This is a genomic window from Fictibacillus enclensis (genome assembly GCF_001457035.1).
GTDB classification, from domain to species: domain Bacteria; phylum Bacillota; class Bacilli; order Bacillales; family Fictibacillaceae; genus Fictibacillus_C; species Fictibacillus_C enclensis.
Map to the genome: position 1 here is coordinate 46,060 of NZ_KQ758622.1, position 18,465 is coordinate 64,524.

The 18,465-nt window shown below is 44.2% G+C and carries 16 protein-coding genes; 15 read left to right on the plus strand and 1 reads right to left on the minus strand.

Translation table 11 applies throughout. From position 1 onward, the window contains the following. Positions 1 to 161 precede the first annotated feature (161 nt). From AS030_RS21225 to cstA, 3 genes are all read left to right on the plus strand, one after another. Positions 162 to 1,925, plus strand: a complete 1,764-nt coding sequence (locus tag AS030_RS21225) for a sensor histidine kinase (RefSeq protein WP_141687139.1) — start codon at positions 162 to 164, stop codon at positions 1,923 to 1,925. Then, the gene (locus AS030_RS21230; protein WP_338082344.1) at positions 1,915 to 2,664 is read left to right on the plus strand and encodes a LytR/AlgR family response regulator transcription factor; all 750 of its coding nucleotides are present in this window, start codon (positions 1,915 to 1,917) and stop codon (positions 2,662 to 2,664) included. Before AS030_RS21225 ends, AS030_RS21230 begins: the two co-directional genes overlap by 11 nt. Positions 2,665 to 2,797: 133 nt before the next feature. Then, on the plus strand, positions 2,798 to 4,594 hold the full coding sequence (gene cstA, locus AS030_RS21235) for a carbon starvation protein CstA (protein WP_061975492.1): 1,797 nt from the start codon (positions 2,798 to 2,800) through the stop codon (positions 4,592 to 4,594). A 91-nt stretch (positions 4,595 to 4,685) separates the two neighbouring features. Here the strand turns inward: cstA and AS030_RS23860 are convergent, their stop codons facing one another. Further along, the gene (locus AS030_RS23860; RefSeq protein WP_156412603.1) at positions 4,686 to 4,862 is read right to left on the minus strand and encodes a hypothetical protein; all 177 of its coding nucleotides are present in this window, start codon (positions 4,860 to 4,862) and stop codon (positions 4,686 to 4,688) included. A 152-nt stretch (positions 4,863 to 5,014) separates the two neighbouring features. Here AS030_RS23860 and AS030_RS21240 point away from each other — a divergent pair, with 152 nt between their 5' ends. The 12 genes from AS030_RS21240 (at position 5,015) to AS030_RS21295 (ending at position 18,461) form a co-directional block, all read left to right on the plus strand. Next, positions 5,015 to 5,770, plus strand: a complete 756-nt coding sequence (locus tag AS030_RS21240; RefSeq protein WP_061975494.1) for a DeoR/GlpR family DNA-binding transcription regulator — start codon at positions 5,015 to 5,017, stop codon at positions 5,768 to 5,770. A gap of 114 nt (positions 5,771 to 5,884) precedes the next feature. Then, on the plus strand, positions 5,885 to 6,640 hold the full coding sequence (locus tag AS030_RS21245) for a DeoR/GlpR family DNA-binding transcription regulator (RefSeq protein ID WP_061975496.1): 756 nt from the start codon (positions 5,885 to 5,887) through the stop codon (positions 6,638 to 6,640). 364 nt (positions 6,641 to 7,004) lie between these two features. Further along, on the plus strand, positions 7,005 to 7,868 hold the full coding sequence (locus tag AS030_RS21250; RefSeq protein WP_061975498.1) for a sugar phosphate isomerase/epimerase family protein: 864 nt from the start codon (positions 7,005 to 7,007) through the stop codon (positions 7,866 to 7,868). Positions 7,869 to 8,030: 162 nt separating this feature from the next. After that, on the plus strand, positions 8,031 to 8,420 hold the full coding sequence (locus AS030_RS21255) for a tautomerase family protein (RefSeq protein ID WP_061975500.1): 390 nt from the start codon (positions 8,031 to 8,033) through the stop codon (positions 8,418 to 8,420). 173 nt (positions 8,421 to 8,593) lie between these two features. Next, complete coding sequence (locus AS030_RS21260; protein WP_061975502.1) at positions 8,594 to 10,069, plus strand: CoA-acylating methylmalonate-semialdehyde dehydrogenase; 1,476 nt, start codon at positions 8,594 to 8,596, stop codon at positions 10,067 to 10,069. Positions 10,070 to 10,153: 84 nt separating this feature from the next. Then, a complete protein-coding gene (iolB, locus tag AS030_RS21265) occupies positions 10,154 to 10,972 on the plus strand; it encodes a 5-deoxy-glucuronate isomerase (RefSeq protein WP_061975504.1) in 819 nt (272 codons plus the stop codon). Positions 10,973 to 10,989: 17 nt separating this feature from the next. Further along, a complete protein-coding gene (iolC, locus tag AS030_RS21270) occupies positions 10,990 to 11,988 on the plus strand; it encodes a 5-dehydro-2-deoxygluconokinase (protein WP_061975506.1) in 999 nt (332 codons plus the stop codon). Between the two features lie 13 nt (positions 11,989 to 12,001). Continuing rightward, positions 12,002 to 13,912 (plus strand): 3D-(3,5/4)-trihydroxycyclohexane-1,2-dione acylhydrolase (decyclizing), encoded by a 1,911-nt coding sequence (gene iolD / locus AS030_RS21275; RefSeq protein ID WP_061975508.1) that lies wholly within the window; start codon positions 12,002 to 12,004, stop codon positions 13,910 to 13,912. A 251-nt stretch (positions 13,913 to 14,163) separates the two neighbouring features. Further along, complete coding sequence (fba, locus tag AS030_RS21280; RefSeq protein WP_061975510.1) at positions 14,164 to 15,030, plus strand: class II fructose-1,6-bisphosphate aldolase; 867 nt, start codon at positions 14,164 to 14,166, stop codon at positions 15,028 to 15,030. Positions 15,031 to 15,094: 64 nt separating this feature from the next. Continuing rightward, positions 15,095 to 16,315 (plus strand): MFS transporter, encoded by a 1,221-nt coding sequence (locus AS030_RS21285; RefSeq protein ID WP_061975512.1) that lies wholly within the window; start codon positions 15,095 to 15,097, stop codon positions 16,313 to 16,315. A 36-nt stretch (positions 16,316 to 16,351) separates the two neighbouring features. Continuing rightward, the gene (locus AS030_RS21290) at positions 16,352 to 17,260 is read left to right on the plus strand and encodes an AraC family transcriptional regulator (protein ID WP_061975514.1); all 909 of its coding nucleotides are present in this window, start codon (positions 16,352 to 16,354) and stop codon (positions 17,258 to 17,260) included. Positions 17,261 to 17,519: 259 nt separating this feature from the next. Then, on the plus strand, positions 17,520 to 18,461 hold the full coding sequence (locus AS030_RS21295) for a sugar phosphate isomerase/epimerase family protein (RefSeq protein ID WP_061975516.1): 942 nt from the start codon (positions 17,520 to 17,522) through the stop codon (positions 18,459 to 18,461). The last annotated feature ends 4 nt before the right edge of the window (positions 18,462 to 18,465 follow it).

Consider the following 18,465-nt stretch of genomic DNA (forward strand, 5'->3'; position numbering starts at 1 on the left):
TCGTTATGAATTAGTATTACCCACTCATCTATTATATCCACCTGTGACGTTTTAGAAAATAGTGAAATGAAATAAACCATAAGTTTGTTAAAATAGAGACGTATGAAGGAGTTAATCACGCATTTTTAATAGAAAAGTTTTTACCAAAGGAGGGGGTTGCGCTGTTACAGCTGCTGCCTTTAATGCTTGAGCGGGCGGGGGTTCTCGTGATGGTGGCTTTTTTGCTTTCCAGATTGAGATCATTCCGGCAAATCGTTCACCAAGAGCATAATCGAAAAGAAAAGATGCTTCTGATCCTGATATTTGGCGCTTTTGGTGTCATCAGCAACTATACCGGGATTGAGATAAATAATGGAGCCATTGTGTCTCAGACCTGGCAGGCGGATGTGGATTATGACGCGGCCATTGCCAACACGCGCATCATGGGGGTGGCGATTGGCGGATTGCTGGGAGGGCCCATCGTCGGTCTGGGTGTTGGATTAATTGCCGGTCTCCACCGTTTGACGCTCGGCGGGTTTACGGCTGGAGCCTGTGCGATTTCCACCATTCTGGCAGGATTGATCACAGGTTGGCTTGGCCGCCGTTTTGGCATTATCGGCAGGAACCGCTCACCGTGGGGAGCTGTAGCGGTTGGGATTTTAATGGAGATCATCCAGATGGGCGTGATTCTGCTGATCGCAAGGCCGTTTGAAGCGGCGTCTCATTTGGTTGAGGTGATAGCCATACCGATGATTACGATCAATGGGCTTGGAACGCTGATTTTTATTATGATCATTCAAAGCATTTTAATGGAGGAAGAGCGTACGCGTGCGCTTCAAACCCATAATGCGCTTCAAATTGCTCAGCAAACGCTTCCTTTTTTCCGTCAGGGGTTAAATTTTCATTCCTGCGGGGAAGCAGCGAAAATTATTTTGAAAGCAACCAAGGCGGATGCCATATCGATCACAGATAAGGAACAGGTGCTGGCTCATACCGGAGCGGCGTCGGACCATCACCAGCCGGGTCAGAACATGGCAACCCTGTTGACGAAAAAGGTCATAGAAAACGGGAAGATCTTGATTGCCAGGTCAACAGAGGAAATCCAATGCTATCGTGAAAATTGTCCATTGCAGGCCGCGATCGTGGTTCCTTTACAGGTTCGGGATGAAACCGTGGGCTCACTGAAGCTGTACTTTGAGGACGCGGAAAAGCTAGATCAGGTGGAACAGGAGCTGGCAGAAGGCTTAAGTAAGCTGTTTTCCACTCAGCTGGAATTGGCCGAGGCAGAGTGGCAACAGAAGTTATTGAAGGATGCTGAGGTGAAAGCCTTGCAGGCGCAAGTGCACCCGCATTTTCTGTTTAATGCCATCAATACCATTTCAAGCCTTGTCCGGACGGATGCACCAAAAGCAAGGAAACTCTTAATTCAGCTTGGTGTGTTCTTTCGCAGTAACCTTCAGGGAGCACGGCATTTGTTGATTCCATTGGAAAAGGAAATTGAACATGTGGACGCCTATCTGTCGCTCGAGCAAGCGCGTTTTCCGGGCAAATACGAAGTGGAGTTTGATATCGAGCCACAGCTGAACCACGTATTAATCCCGCCATTTACGCTGCAGCCTTTGGTAGAGAATGCGATCCGCCATGCGTTTTCAAGCAAGAAACAGGGAAACGTAAAGGTTACCGCTTATATGGATCAAGACAAAATGATATTAACAACAGAAGACAATGGCAAGGGCATTCCTGCCGACCTGATCCAATCGCTCGGAAAGGAGTCGGTTCAATCCGCAGAGGGAACCGGGACCGCGCTTTGGAACATTCGGAAGCGGATCCAAGAGATCTACGGATTGGAGGGTTCTTTTTTGATTGAAAGTGAACAGGATGCAGGCACAAAGGTGACCATGACCCTGCCGTTAACCCAAAACAAGTGGAGTGAGAATGATGTTTAAGGCATTTATCGTTGATGATGAGCCGTTAGCCAGAGATGAACTGGAGTATCTATTAAAAAGGAGCAAGCAAGTTGAGATTGTGGGACAAGGAGATTCCATCGAAAGCTCGTTAAGACAACTTCAAGAACTGCCGGTTGATGTGATTTTTTTGGACATCCAGCTGGCGAATGAAAGCGGGCTGGATTTGGCAGAAAACATCATGGACCTTGATCCGCGTCCGGAAATTGTGTTTGCAACTGCGTATGATGAGTACGCGCTGAAAGCCTTTGATCTGCAAGCCATTGACTACATCATGAAGCCGTTTGATGAAACGAGGGTCCAAAAGACAGTGGAAAAAGTGGCTAAGGTGATCAAGGGGAAAGAAAACCGGACAAGCCCTTCTCCTGAGCAAGGGGGGACCACCGGAAAACAAACGGACAAGCTGGCAGTGACCGTTGATGAGCGGATCGTGCTGATTGCTGTTTCTGACATTGTATCGATCGGAGCGGTTGAAGGAAAAACGGTGATTGTCACCGATCAGCAACGGTACGAGGTGAATGAGCCGTTGGTCACCTATGAGAGAAAGCTGCAGCAGAACTCCATCATACGCGTGCATCGCGGATACCTGGTGAACCTGGATAAAATTGTGGAGATCCAGCCGTGGTTTAACTCCACCTATAACCTGATTATGAAGGACGGGGAGAAGATACCGGTCAGCCGGACGTTTACAAAGAATTTAAAAGAGCATTTTGGCTTTTAAGGATGCAATTCAGCGACTGGATCATGTCATTCAGCTCCTTGTTTTTGCATTTTAAAATGAAAACCCTCTGTGAACGCTTTCATTTAGTAAGATGAAGGATACATAAATGAAACGAGGCAGAGGGGGAGAAAAAATGAATGCGGTTTCAATTGTTATCGGATCCATTTGTATATTAATGATTGCATATCGGTTATATGGAACGTTCATGGCTGCAAAGGTCATGAAATTAAATGATGCTACGCCTACCCCGGCACACGAATTAAATGATGGTAAGGATTATATTCCAACCAATAAATGGGTAACGTTCGGACATCACTTTGCAGCGATTGCAGCTGCCGGACCACTGGTTGGCCCTATTCTTGCGGCACAATTCGGCTACCTTCCAGGGTTGCTTTGGCTATTGATTGGTGCGGTACTGGGCGGAGCTGTCCATGATGTGGTAGTATTATTTGCTTCCATGCGCAAAAAAGGGAAATCGCTTTCGGAAGTGGCCAAAGATGAACTCGGTCCTGTAGCTGGTTTTTGTACAGGCCTTGCGATGCTCTTTATCATTACAATCACAATGGCAGGACTGTCCATGGTGGTTCTTCATGCGCTTGAAAACAACCCATGGGGCACGTTTGCTGTCGGCATCACCATTCCCATCGCGATGGGAGTAGGGATTGTTTATAAGAAAACCGGCAACTTGAAAGTCACGTCAACGATCGGATTTATTTTACTGATGGCCGGTGTCTTTATGGGCCCTCAAATCCAAGAGACCGCCCTGGGCGATTGGCTGACACTTGATACGAAAGTATTGGCGATCATTTTGCCGATCTATGCTTTCTTTGCGGCAGCACTGCCGGTATGGCTGCTGCTTGCACCACGGGATTACTTGAGCAGTTTTATGAAAATTGGTGTATTCATTGCCTTGATTATCGGTGTCTTTATTATTAATCCATCGATTGAGTTTCCGGCTTTTACAAAGTTCATTGATGGCGGTGGCCCGATTTTAGCGGGTCCGGTGTGGCCGTTTATCTCGATTACGATTGCTTGCGGAGCGATCTCCGGATTTCACGCGTTTGTCGGCTCAGGTACGACACCTAAGATGCTTGATAAATGGTCGGATATTAAGGTCGTTGGCTTTGGCGGAATGCTTGTGGAATGCCTGGTGGCCATCATGGCCTTGATCGCAGCAACTGCGCTTCACCCGGCGGACTATTTTGCGATCAACTCCACGCCTGAGGTATTTAAAACATTAGGAATGGATGTTGTGAATTTGCCAGAACTCAGCCGTGAAATCGGTCTGGATCTGGAAGGCAGAACAGGCGGAGCGGTAACGCTTGCGGTCGGGATGACCTATATCTTTACCGGAATTCCCTGGTTTGCCAAGCTGTCCGCTTATTTCTTTCAGTTCGTGGTTATGTTTGAAGCGGTATTCATCTTAACAGCAATTGATGCAGGAACACGTGTCTCCCGCTACTTGATCCAGGATTTCTTTGGTGAATTTTATAAGCCGCTGAAGAAGACAGACTGGCTTCCGGGTTCCATTATCGCCAGTGCTCTTGCCTGCTTCATGTGGGGCTATCTTCTGTACTCCGGAGATATTGGCTCGATTTGGGCACTCTTCGGGGTATCCAACCAGATGATGGCCTCCATTGGATTGATTATTGGAGGAACCGTTATTTTGAAAGTAGCCGACAAGAGACGATACATGCTCACGTGCCTTGTTCCACTGGCCTATCTCTTTGTTACCGTCAATTATGCCGGTTACTGGATGGTCAAAAATGTTTACCTTAACCCGGATAACCCGGGCTACAATATGCTGAATGCTGTACTTTCTGTGATCATGCTGATCCTCGGAGTTATCATTATGGTGGCAGCGATTAAAAAATGGCTGGAGATGTGGAACTCCCCAAGCCGACAGCTGGAGGATGCCAAATCGGCATAGAATGTAAAATGATTGAAAGCCGCCAAAATTGTATGGCGGCTTTTAATTTTGGACTCAATAATCCCACACCATTGATAGATTTTTTCATAGATTAGTAGTAAGACCAATCAGGGAACACCCCTCCTTTGATTGGTCCCAAACGATTGTTGTCAACTATACGTACTGGTGGCTGTAATAGATAAAAAATGAAAGGGAAGAAATGCTCTTTTTTTACATAACTTGCAACAGGAATATGGTCATTTGATTCATAACCGTCTTGTCCTCCCATTCGCCTTCCCCCATTGTTAACGATTAAAAGATTAAAACCGCCGAAATTCGATTTGGTGGTTTTTTTATTATTTTTCAGAAAAAAATATAGTGAAGTCATGGTTAACTATTGATAATATATTGTTATAAGAGATGGGAAAAGGGGGTAAACGAATGATCAAGGAAAAGCGAATTAACAAGATAAAGAACTATGTTTCGAAGCATGACTCGGTTTCACTTGACGAGTTGGTTTCAATTTTTGACGTATCCAAAAATACAATCAGGCGTGATATTCAAGTGCTGGTTGACCGCGGAAAACTAAAAAAGGTATATGGCGGGGTGACTGTTAACCATAAGACACTTGAATCCATTCAGGATCGAAAAAAACGGAATAAAGATCAAAAAGCATCGATTGTTAAAGAGGCGTCAAGGTTTGTGGAAGACGGAGATAGTATTTTTATCGATTCAGGAACGACAACCATTGAAATGTTTGAATACATTAAGGACCGAAATCTGTTGATTTTTACAAACAGTATAGAGCTGGTGGTTCGTGCCCTGCCTTATAAGGAATTGAATGTCATGTTAATCGGAGGCATGCTGGATCGTAAAACCGACTCGTTCGGCGATCCGCGGAATCTGGATCTGTTGAGCAATTACAACATCAAGAAAGCCTTTATGGCCTCGACCGGAATCTCACTCTCCAACGGTGTAACGAATGCTTCGCCACTGGAAAGCCAATTGAAAAAGGAAATCGTGCATAGGAGCTCGGAAGTCTTCCTATTGGTTGATCATGATAAATTTGATAAGTACGGGCTGATTACCTACTGTGGGTTGGACGAGATCGATTATATCCTTACCGATGTAGCTCCCGATACAGCCTATACCGAGTACGCAGGCAAGAATAACATCCAACTTGTTGTTTCCCATTAAAATTCCTTAAAAAACCATGAAGTTTTGAGCATTTGTTGGTAATATATATTTAGAATGGTATGATGACATGTAAGCGATTAAAAAAGTACAGGTACGAATTTAAGGTGGAATGACATGATTAAAGATAAGCGAATAAAAAAGATCAAAGAATATGTCATGGAACATGAGTCTGCTTCTTTGGACGAATTGGTTACAGTTTTTGATGTGTCCAAAAACACGATCAGACGTGATGTACAGGAATTAGTGGATAACGGGGAGCTCAAAAAAGTGTATGGCGGGGTTTCTGCCATCCATAAAAAATTGGAGTCTTTCCAGGACAGGCAAGTCCGGAATCTGAAGGAAAAGGTACTTATCTCCGAAAAAGCATCCAGTTTTATTGAAGATGGTGACTTTATCTTTCTGGATTCCGGAACGACAACCATTGAAATGTTTAATTTTCTAAAGGAAAAAAACTTGACCATTTTTACGAACAGCATTGATTTTATCGTTCGTGCGCTTCCGTATGAGAATTTAAATGTCATCTCAATGGGGGGAATGGTGGACCGTAAAACCAATTCATTTGTTAACCCGCGAAATATGGACTTATTAAAAGATTACAACATCAAGAAAGCATTTATGGCATCCACCGGAATCTCACTATTAAATGGTGTGACCAATGCATCACCGAATGAAAGTGAATTGAAAAAAATCGTCGTGAACCGCAGCTCAGAGGTCTACTTATTGGTCGACCACAATAAATTCGATAAATACGGATTAATGACGTACTGTGGTTTGGATGAAGTTGATTATATCGTTACCGACAGGGCACCCGAAGAGAATTATCAAGAATTTGCGAAACAGAATAACATCCAATTTGTCATTGCCGATTAAGGATAGGAATCAGGAGACTCTAGTTTTCCTGATTTTTTTTGTGATGGGTTTGGTGTGTAACGATTCAAAAACGGTGAGTAAAGTTTGAATTTCGGTGAGTAATATCACCGAAATGGTGAGTAAGCAGCGTATTCCCGTGAATAAACGCTTTAGATTGGTGAGTAAGCTCCAAATCTCAGTTCAACAAATAAAAAAGTCTTGATTGAACATCCGTTTACTATTAATATGGATTTAAAGATAATCAAAAGTTAACCAACACATTATTAAATGTTGGTCTGACTTATCCAAATGCAAACAGAAAGCGCTTCCGGTTTTTTTAAATAAGGATATGCTTTTTGCCTACCAAAGAAAGGGGAATTTTTGAATGCGTTTAGCTTATGATCCGTCACACTACCGTGATAACACCAATTTAAAAGATACGATTGATGCAGTGGCCCGATTAGGGTACGAATGGGTAGAGTTATCTCCGCGCAAAGATTTTATTTGGTTTTATGAATATCCGAAGGTAGACAAGCAGCTGATTAAAGACCTGAAACGATACTGCTCGGATGCAGGTGTGAAAATCTCTTCCGTACTTCCTGTACAGCAATGGTCTTCACCAAACGAAGAAGAGCGCCAGGTGGCCGTGAGAAATTGGAAGCGCTGTATTGAAATCACTTCTGACTTGGGCGTCGATTTAATGAACACTGAATTTAGCGGAGACAAGAGCCGCCCGGTTGAAAGTGAAGGCGCTTTTGTAAAGTCAATGTACGAGTTAATGCCTTTTTTTGAAAAAGAGGGAATCAAGCTTAACTTACAATCTCATCCTCATGATTTTATTGAGCTGAACACCGAAGCCATCCGCATGATCCGTGCGCTTGATAAGGATTGGATTAAGCTGGTTTATTCTGTTGCTCACGCGTTCTTTTATGATGATGGAATTGGAGATGTTGAACAGCACCTGGAGGAAGCAGGCGGTTTGCTCGCCCATGTTCTTATTGCGGACACGCTTAATCACAAAGCGGCATTTGGATTGCGCTATATTATTAACCCGCCAAATGCGAATGTTACCATTCATCAGCACTTGAACCCTGGTCAGGGAGAAGTAAACTTTGACGCCTTATATCGTAAATTAAGAGAAATGAAGTTTGATGGCATTGTAACGAATTCCGTTTTTGCCTATCCTGATAAGCCTGAATGGTCGAACGAAATGACCTTAAAATCGATCAGAGAAGGATTACATATCTAATCTGACATTCAAGCCTTTCCTTTTTTAAAGGAAAGGTTTTTTATTGTTATTCCGTGATCAAAGTTATTGACGAAGTTATCAAATAATATTAAAGTATAATCATAATATAACCAAAATGTACTCAAAATTATGATGGTCTACTAAAACAGGAGGTTAGAAAACATGCCGTTAGTTCGATTCGATGTAATAGAAGGCCGGGATGATCAAGCGTTAAAACAGTTATTGGATGCTTCCCATAAAGCGATGGTTCAAGCGTTTGGTGTACCTGAACGGGACCGCTATCAGATTGTCGCCCAGCATTCTCCCAATGAAATGATCATTGAAGATACGGGATTGGGATTTGAAAGAAGCTGTGATGTGGTGGTTGTCAGTATGACCAGCAGCCAAAGAAGCGATAAGCAAAAGAAAGCTTTTTATGACCTTTTGGTAAAGGAACTGGGAGAAAGCTGCGGAATTGCACCAAATGACATTATGGTTTCCATTGTGACGAACGGAGCGGCGGACTGGAGCTTTGGCTTTGGAGAGGCTCAGTTTTTAACCGGAAGATTATAACCGTCTAAATTATCAAAAAACAACACCGAAAACGGTTGACTGAAAGCGCTTTTAGTATTAACATTGAATCAAAGATAACCAAAATATCACCAACAGATGATAATAATGTGATTTTGATTTACCCTTAAAAGGCAAATCACACTCTCAGGAGTGATAATAGAGGAGGAAAAAGCATGGCTGAAGTATTAACACAAGTAGAAAAGTTGAAAAACTACATAAACGGGGAGTGGGTGGAAAGCAAAGCCACTCAATACGAGGATGTATACGATCCTGCTAAAAAAGAAGTAATTGCCCGGGTTCCTATTTCTACGAAAGAAGAGGTTGATCACGCAATCGAAGTGGCTGCCGAAGCTTTTCAAAGCTGGAAGGCAGTTCCGGTGCAAAAGCGTGCACGCATTCTTTTTAACTTCCAACAGCTGCTTCAAAAAAATAAAGATGAGCTGGCTCGAATCATCACCATTGAAAATGGTAAGAACCTGACCGAAGCACTCGGTGAAGTAGGACGAGGAATTGAGAACGTGGAATTTGCAGCTGGCGCTCCGACACTCATGATGGGTGATTCACTTGCAACGATCGCAGTCGATGTGGAAATCACAAATTATCGTTATCCAATTGGGGTTGTTGGAGGAATTACACCTTTTAACTTCCCGATGATGGTGCCATGCTGGATGTTCCCAATGGCGATTGCTGTAGGTAACACTTTTGTACTAAAGCCGTCTGAAAGAACTCCACTGCTTGCTAATCGTTTAGCAGAGTTGTTTGAAGAAGCAGGGCTTCCAAAGGGCGTGTTCAACATCGTCCACGGTGCGCATGATGTGGTAAATGGTTTGCTGGATCATCCAGAAGTAAAGGCCATTTCTTTCGTAGGCTCCCAGCCTGTCGGCGAGTATGTCTACAAGCGCGGAAGCGAAAAGCTTAAGCGTGTTCAAGCTCTAACCGGTGCGAAGAACCACTCTGTTGTATTAAATGATGCAGATCTTGAGCTTGCGGCATCCAACGTGTTTGCTTCCGCTTTTGGCTCTGCCGGTGAGCGCTGCATGGCGTGTTCAGTCGTAACGGTAGAAGAAGGAATTGCGGATGCTTTCCTCGATAAATTGGTTGAAAAAGCAAAAACCGTTAAAATCGGCCACGGCCTGGATGAAGAAGTATTCCTTGGACCAGTGATCCGTGAACAAAATCAACAGCGTACATTAGGCTATATCCAAAAAGGTGTTGAAGAGGGTGCAAAGCTCGTATGCGATGGCCGCAATAATGCACCTGAAGAAGGATATTTTGTTGGGCCAACGATTTTTGATGATGTAACAACGGATATGTCCATCTGGAAAGATGAAATTTTTGCTCCGGTATTGTCCATTGTCCGTGTGAAGAACTTGAAGGAAGCAGTGGAAACGGCCAACCAATCCGAGTTTGCCAACGGTGCCTGTCTCTACACATCCAATGCTTCAGCAATCCGTTACTTCCGTGAAAACATCGACGCAGGTATGCTTGGAATTAACCTGGGCGTGCCAGCTCCAATGGCATTCTTCCCATTCTCAGGATGGAAGTCTTCCTTCTACGGAACACTTCCTGCCAATGGAAAAGACAGCGTTGAGTTTTACACACGCAAAAAAGTAGTGACTGCCAATTATAAAGCACCATCATTTGAATGAGATCCAACCATTAGATAACAGCGATTATCCTGATGTCCCCTGCATCAGGATAATGGTTTTACATAGACAGGAGGAGATGGCAAAGTGAGTCAATTGCTTCGTAAACCACAGCAAAAAGAGATATCAGAAGGAGTTACTGTCGTTCAGGAAGTCAACAGTGAAACCTCTCAATTGGAATATGTTGGTGTGAAAGTCGTAGACCTTGCTCCAGGACGTTCCTATAAGGAAAACTTGAGCAACACTGAATGCTGCATTGTTGCCTTAACAGGAAAAATAAATGTTTCTGATTCCGAGCAGGTTTTTGAAAATCTGGGTACGAGAGAAAGTGTCTTTGAAAAGAAACCGACCGACAGCGTCTATGTATCCAATGACCGTACATTTGAAGTAATGGCTGTAACGCAGGCCCGCATCGTTCTTTGCTACTCGCCTTCCAGCCAGTCCTTGCCGACAAAGCTCATTAAGGCAGATGACAACAGTATAGAAAATCGTGGAAAATACAGCAATAAACGTCTGGTGCATAATATTCTGCCCGATTCCGACCCATCCGCAAACAGCCTTTTGGTTGTAGAAGTCTATACGGAAAGCGGAAACTGGTCGAGTTATCCTCCGCATAAACATGATCAGGACAATTTGCCTCATGAATCCTTTTTGGAAGAGACCTACTACCATGAAATGAATCCAAGACAAGGATTTGTATTCCAGCGTGTTTATACCGATGATCGCTCCATTGATGAAACGATGGCTGCAGAGAATGGTGATGTTGTCGTTGTACCGGCCGGCTACCATCCAGTTGGGGTGCCCGATGGTTATGAATCGTATTACTTAAATGTGATGGCAGGGCCATCCCGTTCGTGGAAGTTCCATAACGAACCAGCACATGAGTGGATTTTAAACCGTAAATAAGAGGAGCTGTGGCAGAGATGAATATTCAATTTAATCCGGATCGGGAATTTGATCTTATTGCGATTGGCCGTGCCTGCATCGATTTGAACGCAGTGGAGTACAACCGGGCAATGGAAGAAACGATGACATTCAAGAAGTACGTTGGGGGATCACCGGCAAACATTGCGATCGGATCTTCCAAGCTTGGACTAAAGGCCGGATTTATCGGCAAGCTTGCGGACGATCAGCATGGCCGTTTTATTGAACAATATATGCGCAGTCTTGGCGTTGACACCTCCAACATGGTGGTGGATGAGGAAGGCCATAAAACAGGGCTGGCTTTTACAGAGATTAAGAGTCCGGAAGAATGCAGCATTCTTATGTATCGTGATGATGTAGCGGACCTTTACCTGGAGCCATCAGAGGTATCCGAAGACTATATTAAAAAGGCAAAAGTGCTCTTGGTTTCCGGGACCGCCCTTGCGAAAAGCCCTTCTCGTGAAGCCGTTTTGAAAGCGGTTCAATTAGCGAGAAAAAATCATGTGAAGGTTATTTTTGAACTGGACTATCGCGGTTATACATGGAAATCCCTTGAAGAAACATCCGTTTACTATACGCTGGTAGCCCAACAGTCCGATGTGGTTGTAGGTACACGAGATGAATTTGATGTCATGGAAAACGTGACGGAAGGCAATAACGAAGCCACAATTAAACAGTTGTTTAATTATTCTCCGGAACTGGTTGTGATCAAGCATGGCGTCGAAGGATCTTATGCCTACACCAAAAATGGTGAAAGCTTCAGAGGGCAAGCGTATTTAACGAAAGTATTGAAAACATTTGGAGCAGGCGATTCTTATGCATCTGCCTTCTTATATGCCTTGATCTCGGGCAAGGGTATTGAAACCGCACTAAAATACGGCAGTGCCTCGGCAGCGATTGTAGTGAGCAAGCACAGTTCTTCAGAAGCGATGCCAACTGTTGCTGAAATCGAACAGTTGATTGCGGAACGAACAGAAACAGCAGATCAATTACGTTAGGGGTTTGATGGACATGGGGAAAGTGAGATTAACAACCGCTCAAGCGTTAATTAAATTTTTAAACCAGCAATATATCCATATTGATGGAAAGGAATTTCCTTTCGTGGAAGGTGTATTTGCGATTTTTGGACATGGAAACGTGCTCGGGATCGGCCAGGCCCTTGAACAGGATCCTGGACACCTGAAAGTCTTTCAGGGAAAAAATGAACAGGGAATGGCTCTTGCCGCCATGGCCTACAGCAAACAAATGCTTCGACAAAAAATCTATGCGGTGACAACCTCGGTTGGCCCAGGTTCTGCAAACCTGGTAACCGCTGCCGCAACAGCGCTTGCCAACAATATTCCTGTATTGCTTTTGCCGGCCGATACGTTCGCCACTCGTCAGCCGGATCCGGTGTTGCAGCAGGTGGAACAGGAATACAGTGCGGCAGTGACCACGAACGATGCTTTAAAGCCGGTTTCAAGATATTGGGACCGTATTACCCGGCCGGAACAGCTAATGTCCAGCCTGCTTCGTGCCTTTGAAGTCATGACCGATCCTGGAAAATCCGGTCCTGCAACGATTTGTATTGCTCAGGATGTGGAAGGCGAAGCGTATGACTATGACGAGAAATTCTTTGAAAAGCGTGTTCACTATGTGGATCGCAAGGCACCGGTGGATCGTGAGCTCCAAGGAGCAGCACAGCTGATCAAAAACAGCAAAAAGCCTGTTATTCTTGTGGGCGGTGGAGCGAAATATTCACAAGCCAAAAATATTCTCGTCGAGCTTTCTGAAAAACACAATATCCCGCTCGTAGAAACGCAAGCAGGTAAGGCAACGGTGGGGTCAGACTTCAGAAATAATCTCGGCGGAATGGGAATTACAGGTACACTCGCGGCCAATAAAGCCGCGCGCGAATCCGATTTGATTATCGGGATCGGTACAAGATATACCGATTTCGCCACATCTTCAAAAACGGCATTCGATTTTGAAAAGAGCAAGTTTTTGAACATCAACGTCAGCCGCCTGCAGGCGTATAAGCTGGATGCTTTCCAGGTTGTAGCCGATGCAAAATTGACCCTTGAGCAATTGGTACCTTTATTGGAAGGCTATGAGACCCAGTTTGGCAGGGAAATCGCCGAGCTGAAAGAGGAATGGCTGACCGAGCGAAAACGGCTGAGCGAAGTCACCTTCACCCGTGAAAACTTCGAGCCGGAAGTGAAAAACAACTTTACTCAGGACGTATTCAACGAATATGCGGATGCTCTGAATACCGAGCTTGCTCAAACAACAGCATTATTGGCTGTAAATGATACGGTCGCACCGGATAGTGTTATCATCACGTCAGCTGGATCACTTCCCGGAGATGTACAGCGGATTTGGAATCCGACTGTAGAAAATACGTATAACGTAGAGTACGGCTACTCCTGCATGGGATATGAAGTATCCGGAGCACTCGGAGCTAAACTGGCCACTCCAAATCAGGAAGTCTATTCCCTTGTGGGTGACGGAAGCTTTCTGTTGATGCACTCTGAATTCATTACCGCCATTCAATACAACCAAAAGGTGAACATTGTCCTGTTTGATAACTCCGGATGGGGTTGCATTAATAACCTGCAAATGGAAAACGGAAGCGACAGTTTCTACACTGAATTCAGAACACATAATAATGAGATTTTAAACATTGATTATGCAAAAGTAGCCGAGGGTTACGGTGCGAAGACATACAGTGTGAACACAGTAGATGGCCTGAAGGCTGCGTTGGAAGATGCAAAGCAACAAGAAGTATCAACACTCATTGATATCAAAGTATTGCCAAAAACCATGACCGACGGCTACGAAAGCTGGTGGAATGTCGGCGTAGCCGAAGTCTCTCACAAAGACAGCATCCAGAAAGCCTTTGACGCCCGAAAGCAGAAATTGGAGCTTGCTAAGCAGTATTAATAATTAAGTTTCGGATTCTTCATCGAAAAGTTGGTTGTAGTGTAAGATGCGAGACTCCTCGAAAATGAACTTCACATTTTCTCCGTGCGATGTCTCGCTGCCGAAGTGTTCCTTGTCCTGCAGGAAATGCGGGACAGGTGAGACTAGGTAGGCGTTTATGCCGGTCACAGGCTCACCGCACGCCCCGAGGAAAGCGAGCAGCCACTAACTTCAATAGCTTCGAAGAAATCAGATGAAAGGGGTGGAATAAGATGATTACAACAACACGATTGGTTCCTATGAAAGAAATGCTGGAGACAGCGAAAAAAGAACACTACGCAGTGGGACAATTCAACATCAACAGCTTTCAATGGGCGGAAGCGATGCTCGAAGCGGCGGAAGAAGAACAATCTCCTATTATCGTAGCCTCGTCCGACAGACTCGTCGATTATTTGGGTGGATTCAAAACCATAGCCACCATGATTAATAGAATCGTAGAGGAAAAGAACATCTCTGTACCGGTTGCGCTGCATCTGGACCATGGAAAAAGTGTGGAACGGTGTAAGGAAGCTATTGATGCTGGATACACATCTGTGATGATCGATGGTTCGCATTTTCCGATCGAGGAAAACATCGAGATGACGAAGCAGGTTACCGATTATGCCCGCAAGTATGGCGTTTCCGTGGAAGCGGAAGTCGGTACTGTGGGCGGTAACGAGGATGGACTGATCGGCGGCATCAACTATGCCGATCCGCAGGAATGCTTAAGGCTGGTTCAGGAAACAGGCGTTGATGCGCTGGCAGCGGCACTTGGTTCTGTTCACGGCCCTTACCAGGGAGAGCCAAAACTGGGATATGACGTAATGCTTGAGATTTCAGAGCTGACCAATGTTCCGCTCGTGCTGCATGGAGGTTCAGGCATCCCATTGCATCAAATCCATAAAGCCATTGATTTGGGCCACGCCAAAATCAACGTGAACACAGAATGTCTCCAAGCATGGACAAAGGCCGTTCGTCAGGTACTTGATAATGATAAAGAACTCTATGATGCCAAGGCCATCCTTACACCGGGGAAAGAAGCCGTGAAAGAAACGGTAAAGACCAAGATCAGGGAATTTAAGTCAGACCAGAAAGCATAAATAGAACCGGGCAGTTGTTGCCCGGTTTTTTCTTAGACATTTTTCGGAAAATGGAAGTGGTACGGTGGATACAAACAAATCAAGCGGCAGGAAGTCTTTGTTTATTGTTGTTTCTTTTTTATTATGGTTTCCGCAATTTCTTTACGTTCCGATTTTCGCTCCCTATATGGAGTCGCTTGGCGGAAAATACACGTTCATTGGAATTATTCTGAGCAGCTACGGGATCACGCAGCTTCTGCTTCGGCTGCCGATAGGTATTTTTTCGGATGTGAAAAAGGTACGGAAACCGTTTGTTATTTTCGGGATGTTAGCGAGCATGCTCAGCTGTCTTATTTTTCTTGTAACCGATCATTTGGGCTGGATTTTGGTGGCCCGTGCCCTTGCTGGGGTTGCAGCTGCGACATGGGTTGCATTTACCGTCTTGTATCCGCGTTATTTTGCCGATCATGAAGTCCATCGTGCCATGGGAAGCATTTCTTTTGTTGTTGTCCTCGCGCAGTTTTTAGGGATGGGTTTCAGCGGATACATAGCGAGCGAGTGGGGATGGAAAGCTCCTTTTTGGATTGCTGTGTGTTTCAGCATCATCGGTGTGATTCTTTCTTTTTTTATTTTTGAACAAAAGGCAGGCATCGAAAGGCAACCACTAAAGGTCAAGGAATTAGCGAGGGTGGTAAAAGAACCCTCCTTATTAAAAGTCGCCATCTTATCTATTTTGACCCATAGCATTATTTTTTCGACCATGTTTGGATTCACCTCCAACTATGCCCTGCACATTGGCTTTCACACCAGTGAGCTGACGTTTATCGTATTGGCGTTTATGATTCCGCATGCGATAGCCACTCTTTTCATGGGAAAGGTCCTTGTTCCGCTTTTGGGAGAGTGGAAAGCATTAAAAGTCGCCTATCTTCTAACCACCGTGTTTACAATTCTAATTCCACTTGTTCAGACCAGAGGATTATTCCTGATGGTTCAAGTGTTCAGCGGTTTTTCCCTGGGATTAATCTTTCCGCTATTGTTAGGAATGTCGATCCAGAACATTGTACCCGAAAAACGAGCAACCGCGATGGGTGCTTACCAGGCGCTTTATGCCATAGGAATCTTTGCAGGACCTTTTTTTGCAGGAATTATTAACTCACTGCTGGGGATTCAAGCTGGATTTTACTTTGTAGGAGTTTTGGGCGCGGTGGCTACTTTCCTTGTTACTTTTTGGGGCAGGGGGCATAACACATCGGTCGTCAAAAACCATGTGGAAAAACCTGTCCAACAATTGAAACAGCAGCCGTAGGTGGAGGGTTACAAACTTTGAAAAGGAGTGATTACAATGGACTTAAACAACTATTTATCTGGTAAAATCTCTCTGAATTACTTTATTCATCGTTTAAACCAAAATGGGGCCTCTTTTCACATTCATTACTGGGGGGTCATGCCAAATCACTATGACACTCAATGGCATAAACATTCTTTTTTTGAAGTCGTTTATGTCATTAAGGGGGAAGGAGTTTATATTGAAGATGATCTCACCTATCCTCTTCAAGAGAACACACTTTTCTTGTCCAGGCCTGAAGTTTTACATCAAATAAAAAGTAAAAAAGGATTGTCTTTATTATATGTAGCCTTCGATTTGATTGATTCAGAGTCGAGTGAGAGCTGGATTAAGATCATGGAGACAGCCAAGCAATCCTCCAACATCATTTTATATGATGTAGAGGAGACGGAAACCGCGCTGTTATGGAGATCCTTACTTTTACGTGCAACAAACCGCCATCATGAGTTTTTTGAAGAAATGCTTTCGAATACTGCCTATGGTCTGATCCTCTCCATACTGCAGGACTTTGTGCCATTATTGAATAAAAGTCATCCTAAACAGGACTATGAACAGTATTCTGCACTCCTTACTCAAGCGCAATTATATATCCATGACAATCTGTCCAATTCCTTGAGGCTTACGGAAGTAGCAAAGCATTTGCACATTTCGGGCAGACATTTATCGCGGATTTTTGTTGCGGAGTTAGGCGTGAGTTTCTCTAAATATGTTCAAGATGAGCGGATCAAGAAAGCCATGGTCCTGCTGAAAAGATCAAAGTTATCCATAAAAGAAATTTCTGAGGAAACAGGTTTTATGAATGTTCACTATTTTACCCGAGTATTTAGCGAAATGATGCAAACATCGCCGGGAAAATTCCGCTCATTGTATTTTGATAAATATACAACTACATTTTCGGAAGGCTGATTCATCCCCAAGCTCGTGGGGGTGTTTTTTTGTTACGTAAATAAAAGATGTCCTTATAGTATAAAACCATGTCTTGATAATTTAAATACGGTTATGAAAGCGTTTTATATAATGATAATCATCACATAGACGAGGGAGACATAAAGATTTCATGGCTTCCAAAAAAAGCTTATGAAAGCGGATTCTTAAAAACGTAGATTTTGGACGATGTCTTCAAAATGTACAAGAATACGTCTTCCAGGAAAGGAGCAGACAGAATTTGAAATTATCTTTTGTAACAGATAGCCTGGGCCATTTGCCTTTTGAAGAGATGCTGGATACATTGGCTGAACTGAAAGTTGATACCATCGAGATGACAACGGGAGGATGGTCACCGGCTCCCCATTTGCGTCTGGATGAATTGCTGGAAAGCGATGTGAAAAGAAGTGAGTTCCTGAGTGAGTTAGAAAAGCGGAACATCACGCTTTGTGCATTAAATTGTTCCGGAAACCCATTAGATCCGGGTGAACTTGGCAAGGAACATCGGGAAATCACGGAAAAAACAATGGAATTAGCGGGGCTGCTTGGTGTTAAGAAGGTTATTATGATGAGCGGCCTTCCAGCTGGTAGCCCTGAGGATAAGATTCCAAACTGGATTACCTATACCGTAAGCTGGCCGCCTGTATTAAAAGATATTCTGGATTATCAATGGAATGAGGTCGCCATTCCGTATTGGAGAGGGCTGGTGGAAAAAGCCGAAGCATGCGGTGTGGAGAAAATCGCCCTTGAAAATTTCAGTTCTCAATTGGTGTATAACCCGGAGACGTTATTCAGGTTACGAAATGCCGTTGGACCGATGGTGGGTTTGAATTTGGATCCAAGCCATTTGATCTGGATGGGTGCTGATCCGATTCTTGCAGCCAGAGAGCTTGGAGCAGCCATTCATCATGTTCATGGCAAGGATCTTCGGCTGGAAAGGCATCTTTCAGCGATAAATGGCGTGCTGGAAACAAAGGAAGTTACCGATGTGGCCAACAGAGCCTGGAATTATGTGGCTGTCGGCTGCGGCCAGGATTTGCAATGGTGGAAAGAATTCTTTTCGGTTGTAAGGATGATGGGATATAACGAGGAAGTTTCCCTCGAAATGGAAGATTTGACGATGTCCGTTGAAGCAGGGATAAAAACATCCATAAGTGCATTACTGCAAACGCTTAGCTTTTGAGGAT